Genomic DNA, 5,531 nt, shown 5'->3' on the forward strand with positions numbered 1-5,531 from the left:
CGAGCGGCGGGTGCTGGAGCTGCTGGGTCTGCACGAGGCGCTTCTGCCGGGGGTGGAGAGCGCGTGAGGGGAGGCTTCCTGGCGCTCCTGCTCCTCGTCGCCTGGCAGGCGGGGGTGGCGCTCTTCCGGCCACCCAGCTTCATCCTGCCGGCCCCCAGCCAGGTGGCGGCGGCCCTCTGGCAGGAGCGGGCGACGCTCCTGGCCAACGCCGGCGTGACGCTGGAGGAGATCCTGCTGGCCGTCGCCCTCTCGTCCGTCGCCGGCGTCGGCCTGGGCGTGGCCATGCGCATGAGCCCGCGCTTCGCCGGCGCCGCCTACCCCTGGCTGGTGGCCTCGCAGACGTTCCCCACCGTGGCCGTCGCCCCCGTGCTCGTCCTCTGGCTGGGCTACACGCTGGCGCCCAAGGTGCTGCTGGCCGTCCTCTGGAGCTTCTTCCCGCTGGTGGTCGGCACCTACGACGGACTGGGGCGGGTGGACGCCGACGCCGAGGAGCTCTTCGCCTCCTGGGGCGCCGGCCGCTGGCGCCGTTTCCGGGCGCTGGAGTGGCCCTCCGCCCTGCCCTCCGTCTTCTCGGGCCTGAAGCTGGCCGTCGCCTTCAGCGTCAGCGGCGCCGTGGTGGGCGAGTGGCTGGGGGCGCAGGCCGGGCTGGGCTACCTGATCCAGCGCTACTCCTCGCAGCTGCAGGCGGCGGCCGTCTTCGCCGCCGTCTTCCTGCTGGCGGCGCTGGGCATCGTCCTCTTCGCGCTCACCGGGCGGCTGGAGCGACGCGTGCTCTGGTGGCTGCGGAGCGGCGCCGAGGAGAGAGCCTACGAGACCGGGAGGGAAAAAGGATGAGAGCTTGGGCGCGAGGCCGCCGTCCGGCGGCGCTCCTGATCGGGCTGGCCCTTCTGCTCGCCGCCTGCGGGGGGAGGGGAGGAGCGGCCGGCGGGTCGCAGGCGAGCCGGGGCGGGCAGGGGCAGGCGCTGCGCACGGTGACGCTGCTCCTCGACTGGTATCCCAACGTGGATCACGCCTGGCTCTATGCGGCCATGGATCTGGGCTACTTCCGCCAGCAGGGGATCCAGGTGAAGGTGGAGGTGCCCTCGCAGACCACCGACCCGCTCAAGCTGGTGGGCTCGGGGCGCGTCGACCTGGGCATCGGCTACCCCAAGGACCTCCTCCTGGCCCGCGCCCAGGGGATCCCGGTCGTCTCGGTGGCGGCGGTGGTCCAGCACCCGCTCAACACGGTCATCGCCCTCCGCTCCAGCGGCATCCGGAGCCTCCAGGACCTGCGCGGCAAGAGCATCGGCACCGCCGGCACGCCCGGCGACGAGGCCATCCTGGAAACGCTGGCCGACCGGCTGGGCGTGCCCCGGAGCCAGATCCGCTCCGTCAACGTAGGCTTCGACCTGATCCCGGCGCTGACCACCCACCGCGTCGACGCCATCGAGGGCGGCTACACCACCGTGGAGGCGCTCCAGCTGCCGCGCCAGGGGTATCCGGTCACCGTCTTCCCCATCCGGGAGCTGGGCGTGCCCGACTACTACGAGCTGGTCCTGCTGACCAACGAGGCGAGGCTCCGGCGGGAGCGGCCGCTGCTGGAGGCCTTCTGGCGGGCGGCCCAGCAGGGGGAGGCGTGGGTGGCCGAGCATCCTCAGCAGGCCGTCGACATCCTCGCCCGGCACGCCTCCGGCCTCGACCGTGGCCTGGCGCTGGACGGGCTGAAGGTGCTGCTGCCCGAGCTGCGCGACCCCGGCCAGCCCTACGGGCGGCAGACGGAGGCCAAGTGGGCGGAGCTGGAGAAATGGATGCTCCAGCACCGGCTGCTGCCCAAGCCGGTGGACGTCTCCGCGGCCTTCGTGGATATCGCGGGCGAGGTGGCGCAGAAGAGCCGATGAACCGGGAGAGGCCGGGGCAACGGCGGGCGCAGCGCCGCGGCGGCCGGAAGGAGAGGGCGCAGCGGCAGGCGGGGCTGCGCCGCCTCCTCCTGGCGGCGTTGCTGGCCGTGGTGGTGCTCGGCCTGATCGCCTACTACGCGCTCCCCTTCCTGTGAAGGAGCTCCCGGCCACCGGGCGGGCGCCTGCCGCGGCCGCGGAAACTCCGGGGGGTATCTACCTGGTCTTAGGACCAGATGCTAAGATCAGGTCGGCCTGTCGGAGGTGAGGGGACTGAAGGCGGTCGCGTTCGACCCCGCGATTCCGCGCTACGTCTGGACGCGGGCCTGGGGCGCGGTGCGGCGCCCGGGCTACTGGGGGCGCTGGTCGCCGCTCCAGCTGCGCGAGCTGCCCCGCCCGGAGCCGCGGGGGAGCGGCTGGGCGCGCATCCGGACGCTGCTGGCGGGCATCTGCGGCAGCGACCTCAACCTGGTCACCCTCCGGGACAGCCCGGTCGCCTCCGTCTACAGCTCCTTCCCCTTCGTGGTCGGCCACGAGGGCGTGGGCCGGGTGGACGAGGCCGCCCCCGGCTTTCCCTTCCCGCCCGGACAGCGGGTGGTGGTCGACCCGATCCTCTCCTGCGCCCCGCGCGGCATCGACCCGCCCTGCGACGCCTGCGCGCGGGGCGACTTCAGCCAGTGCGAGCGGATGGCCCAGGGCCGGCTGGCGCCCGGGCTGCTGGCGGGCGCCTGTCGCGACACCGGCGGCACCTGGGCGGAGTACTTCCTGGCGCACGCCTCGCAGGTCTTCGCCGTCCCGGAGGAAGTGAGCGACGAGGCGGCCGCGTTGGTGGAGCCCTTCGCCACCGCGCTCCACGCGGTCCTGCGCAACCGGCCCCGTCCGGGGGAACGGGTGCTGGTGGTGGGCGCCGGGGTGATCGGGCTGCTGGTGGTGGCGGCGCTGAAGGCGCTGGGCGAGCCGGCCCCGGTGACCGTCCTGGCCCGCCATCCCTTCCAGGCCGAGCTGGCGCGCCAGCTGGGGGCGGACCGGGTCCTGCTGGGCCGCGGTCCGGAGCAGCAGGCGGAGCTGGCGCGGGCGCTGGGCGTCCGGCTGCTGCGCCCCATCCTGGGCGCCCCCGTGCCCGAGTCGGGCGCCGACCTGGTCTACGAGTGCGTGGGCCGCGACGAGGCCATCGACCAGGCGCTCCGCTTCACCCGGCCCGGCGGGCGCGTCGTCCTGGTGGGGCTGGCAGGGGTGACGCGGAAGGTGGACTGGACCTTCGTCTGGATGCGCGAGCTGACCGTCCGGGGAACGTTCGCGTACAGCACCGAGGAAGTGGAGGGCCGGCGGCTGCGCACCTTCCAGCTGGCGCTGGAGCTGCTGGCCCGCGGCGGGCTTCCGCTGGAACGGCTGGTGACGCACCGCTTCCCGCTGGCCGAGGTCCGGGCGGCGCTGGCCACCGCCACCTCCAAGGCGGCGCGCCAGGCGCTCAAAGTCCTCCTGGTCCCCTGAAGGGTGACGGGCGGCAGGAAGCGAGTCGAACGAGGAGGTCGGTACCGATGACAGCCATGCGCGAGAGAGCCGAGCGGGAGGCCAGGGACTTCACCGTCGTCGGGCGGGCGGAGAGCCCGGTCCTGCGACGCTTCGTGGACGGCCTGGCGCGCGTCTTCCGCGAGCGGGGCTACGCCCAGGTGGAGCCGTACCCCGGCGTCCACCTGGTTTTCAACGTGATCGACGCCGCCGCCGCCCGGCCCTACCACCGTCACGCCCAGGCGACCTACGTGGTCTCCATCGCCGAGGCGCCCGAGCCGCCCGCGGACGTCCTGCTGGCCGCCTACCCGCTGATGATCCGATCCCTTTCGAACCTCTTCCTGTACGTGGTCCCGGACGGGGAGGAGGTCCGCACCTACTTCATCACCTTGGAACGCGGCTACTATCCGGTGCGCGCCTCCTTCGAGGAGCCCGAGCGCTTTTACGCCGAGCTCTTCGAGCGCCTGGAGCCGCTGGCCTCCAGCCACCTGGTGATCAACAACGTCTTCGACCCCGACTTGCCCGAGCGGCTCTGGAACGGCGACGAGCACATGGACGAGATGCGCCGGGCCAGCCGCAAGCTGGGCGCGCTCCACCTCAACCCGGCGCCCTTTCCCATCGAGAAGCTTTTGCCGGAGAGTGACTTCCGCCACGTGCAGCGCCTCTACCAGATCGGCGGGCTGAGCTACGGAAACCTGAGCGTGCGACGCGACGAGAACGACTTCTGGATGAGCGCCAGCGGCGTCGACAAGACCAACATCCGCCAGGTGGGGCGCGACGCGCTCCTGGTCAAGGGGTACGTGGAGGAGGACGACGCCATCCACCTGAGCGTCCCGCCCGTGGTCACGCCGCGCCGCGTCTCGGTGGACGCCATCGAGCACTGGATGATCTACCGCGAGAACCCCAAGGTGGGGGCGGTGCTCCACGTCCACGCCTGGATCCCCGGCATCGACGCCACGGAGATCAACTACCCCTGCGGGACGCTGGAGATCGCCCAGGCGGTGGCCGAGAAGGTGCGGACGGCGCCCGACCCGCGCCACGCCATCGTCGGACTGAAGAACCACGGCATGACCATCACCGGCGAGAGCCTGGACGAGATCTTCGAGCGCATCGAGGGCAAGGTGGTCCGCCAGGTGCCCATGCTCTAGGCCGGCGGAGGGGGGCGGGCCGCCGCCCCCGTCCGCCTAGGCGCGGCGACCGGCGCTACACTGGGGGCTGGAGCGACGGCCCGAGCCCCCGCGGGCGGCGGCCGCCCTCCGGGGGGTCGGGAGGATGCCGCATTGGAGCCTCGCCGCCTGGCAGCTCTTCAGCTTCTGGTACATGGCCAGCGCGGCGATCGTCGTCTTCGGGCTCTTCACCTTCTTCGTGGTCCGCGGCATGCGCCGCCAGGCGCCGCAGCTGGAGCTGATCCGGGGCGGCCGACCGGCCGCCTTCCCGCCGGAACGGAAGGCGAAGGGGCGCGGGAAGCCGGGCCGCGGAGCCGAGAGACCGCGCGGCTAGGGCATCTCGTGGGACCAGACCGCGCCCCCGCCGCCCTCGGGGTGGAGGAGGCGGAGGGCGTGGTCGTTGGTGTCGCAGACGAAGAGCCGATCGCCCTCCGGATCCCAGGCGAGCCCGCCGGGCTCGTGCAGGCCGGAGGCCAGCGTGGCCAGGCGGCCACTCGCGGGCTCCAGCCGCCTCACCTTGCCGTTGTAGGTGTCCGCCACCAGGAGGCGCGAGCGGCGCGCATCCCAGGCGACCGCCAGGGGATGCGGCAGGCGCGCCTCGCCCGGGCCGCCGTCGCTGTCGCCGAAGTCGAAGAGGCCGCTGCCGGCGACCGTCTCCACCCGGCCGGCCGCCACGTCCACCCGTCGGATGGCGCTGGCCTCGCTGTCCGCCACCCAGAGATGGCGACCGTCGAAGGCGAGGCCGCTGGGTTGCGCGAAGAAGGCGCCCCGCAGGTCGCCGTCGCGAAGGCCCTCCCAGCCCAGTCCAGCCCAGGGGCGGGGCGGCGCCGGAGGCGCGAAGCGCCAGATCTGATGGGCCCCCGCCATGGCCACCCAGACCGTCTCGCCGTCGCCGGCCAGGTCCCAGGGCTGGCGCAGTCCCTCCGCATAGGGCTCGGCCGGGCCCGGCTCCCCGGCGGGCGCCCGCCAGAGCGTCCCGGCC

At 73.6% G+C, this 5,531-nt stretch carries 7 protein-coding genes; 6 read left to right on the forward strand and 1 reads right to left on the reverse strand.

Going from position 1 to position 5,531, the window contains the following annotated elements:
• The first annotated feature begins 63 nt into the window (after positions 1-63).
• From K6U79_10695 to K6U79_10720, 6 genes are all read left to right on the forward strand, one after another.
• The gene (locus K6U79_10695; protein MCL6522818.1) at positions 64-834 is read left to right on the forward strand and encodes an ABC transporter permease; all 771 of its coding nucleotides are present in this window, start codon (positions 64-66) and stop codon (positions 832-834) included.
• A complete protein-coding gene (locus K6U79_10700; GenBank protein MCL6522819.1) occupies positions 831-1,877 on the forward strand; it encodes an ABC transporter substrate-binding protein in 1,047 nt (348 codons plus the stop codon). The genes K6U79_10695 and K6U79_10700 overlap by 4 nt, the downstream gene beginning before the upstream one ends.
• Entirely contained in the window at positions 1,874-2,032 is a 159-nt protein-coding gene (locus tag K6U79_10705; protein MCL6522820.1) for a hypothetical protein, read from the forward strand. Before K6U79_10700 ends, K6U79_10705 begins: the two co-directional genes overlap by 4 nt.
• A 115-nt stretch (positions 2,033-2,147) precedes the next feature.
• Positions 2,148-3,365 (forward strand): zinc-binding dehydrogenase, encoded by a 1,218-nt coding sequence (locus K6U79_10710; protein MCL6522821.1) that lies wholly within the window; start codon positions 2,148-2,150, stop codon positions 3,363-3,365.
• Between the two features lie 56 nt (positions 3,366-3,421).
• Complete coding sequence (locus K6U79_10715; protein ID MCL6522822.1) at positions 3,422-4,531, forward strand: class II aldolase/adducin family protein; 1,110 nt, start codon at positions 3,422-3,424, stop codon at positions 4,529-4,531.
• Positions 4,532-4,655: 124 nt separating this feature from the next.
• A complete protein-coding gene (locus tag K6U79_10720) occupies positions 4,656-4,883 on the forward strand; it encodes a hypothetical protein (GenBank protein MCL6522823.1) in 228 nt (75 codons plus the stop codon).
• On the opposite strand, the gene K6U79_10725 is transcribed toward K6U79_10720, so the two are convergent.
• Positions 4,880-5,531, reverse strand: a 652-nt coding sequence (locus K6U79_10725; protein MCL6522824.1) for an alkyl hydroperoxide reductase, incomplete at its 5' end; no start/stop codon positions are given. The two genes, K6U79_10720 and K6U79_10725, sit on opposite strands and share 4 nt — an antisense overlap.

Source organism: Bacillota bacterium, assembly GCA_023511835.1.
Classification (GTDB): Bacteria; Bacillota; Sulfobacillia; order JAIMAT01; family JAIMAT01; genus JAIMAT01.

Excerpts from the sequence above, each read along its gene's own strand:
- K6U79_10700 (MCL6522819.1), top strand. The coding sequence starts at position 831 with ATGAGAGCTTGGGCGCGAGGCCGCCGTCCGGCGGCGCTCCTGATCGGG.
- K6U79_10705 (MCL6522820.1), top strand. The coding sequence starts at position 1,874 with ATGAACCGGGAGAGGCCGGGGCAACGGCGGGCGCAGCGCCGCGGCGGC.
- K6U79_10715 (MCL6522822.1), top strand. The coding sequence starts at position 3,422 with ATGCGCGAGAGAGCCGAGCGGGAGGCCAGGGACTTCACCGTCGTCGGG.
- K6U79_10720 (MCL6522823.1), top strand. The coding sequence starts at position 4,656 with ATGCCGCATTGGAGCCTCGCCGCCTGGCAGCTCTTCAGCTTCTGGTAC.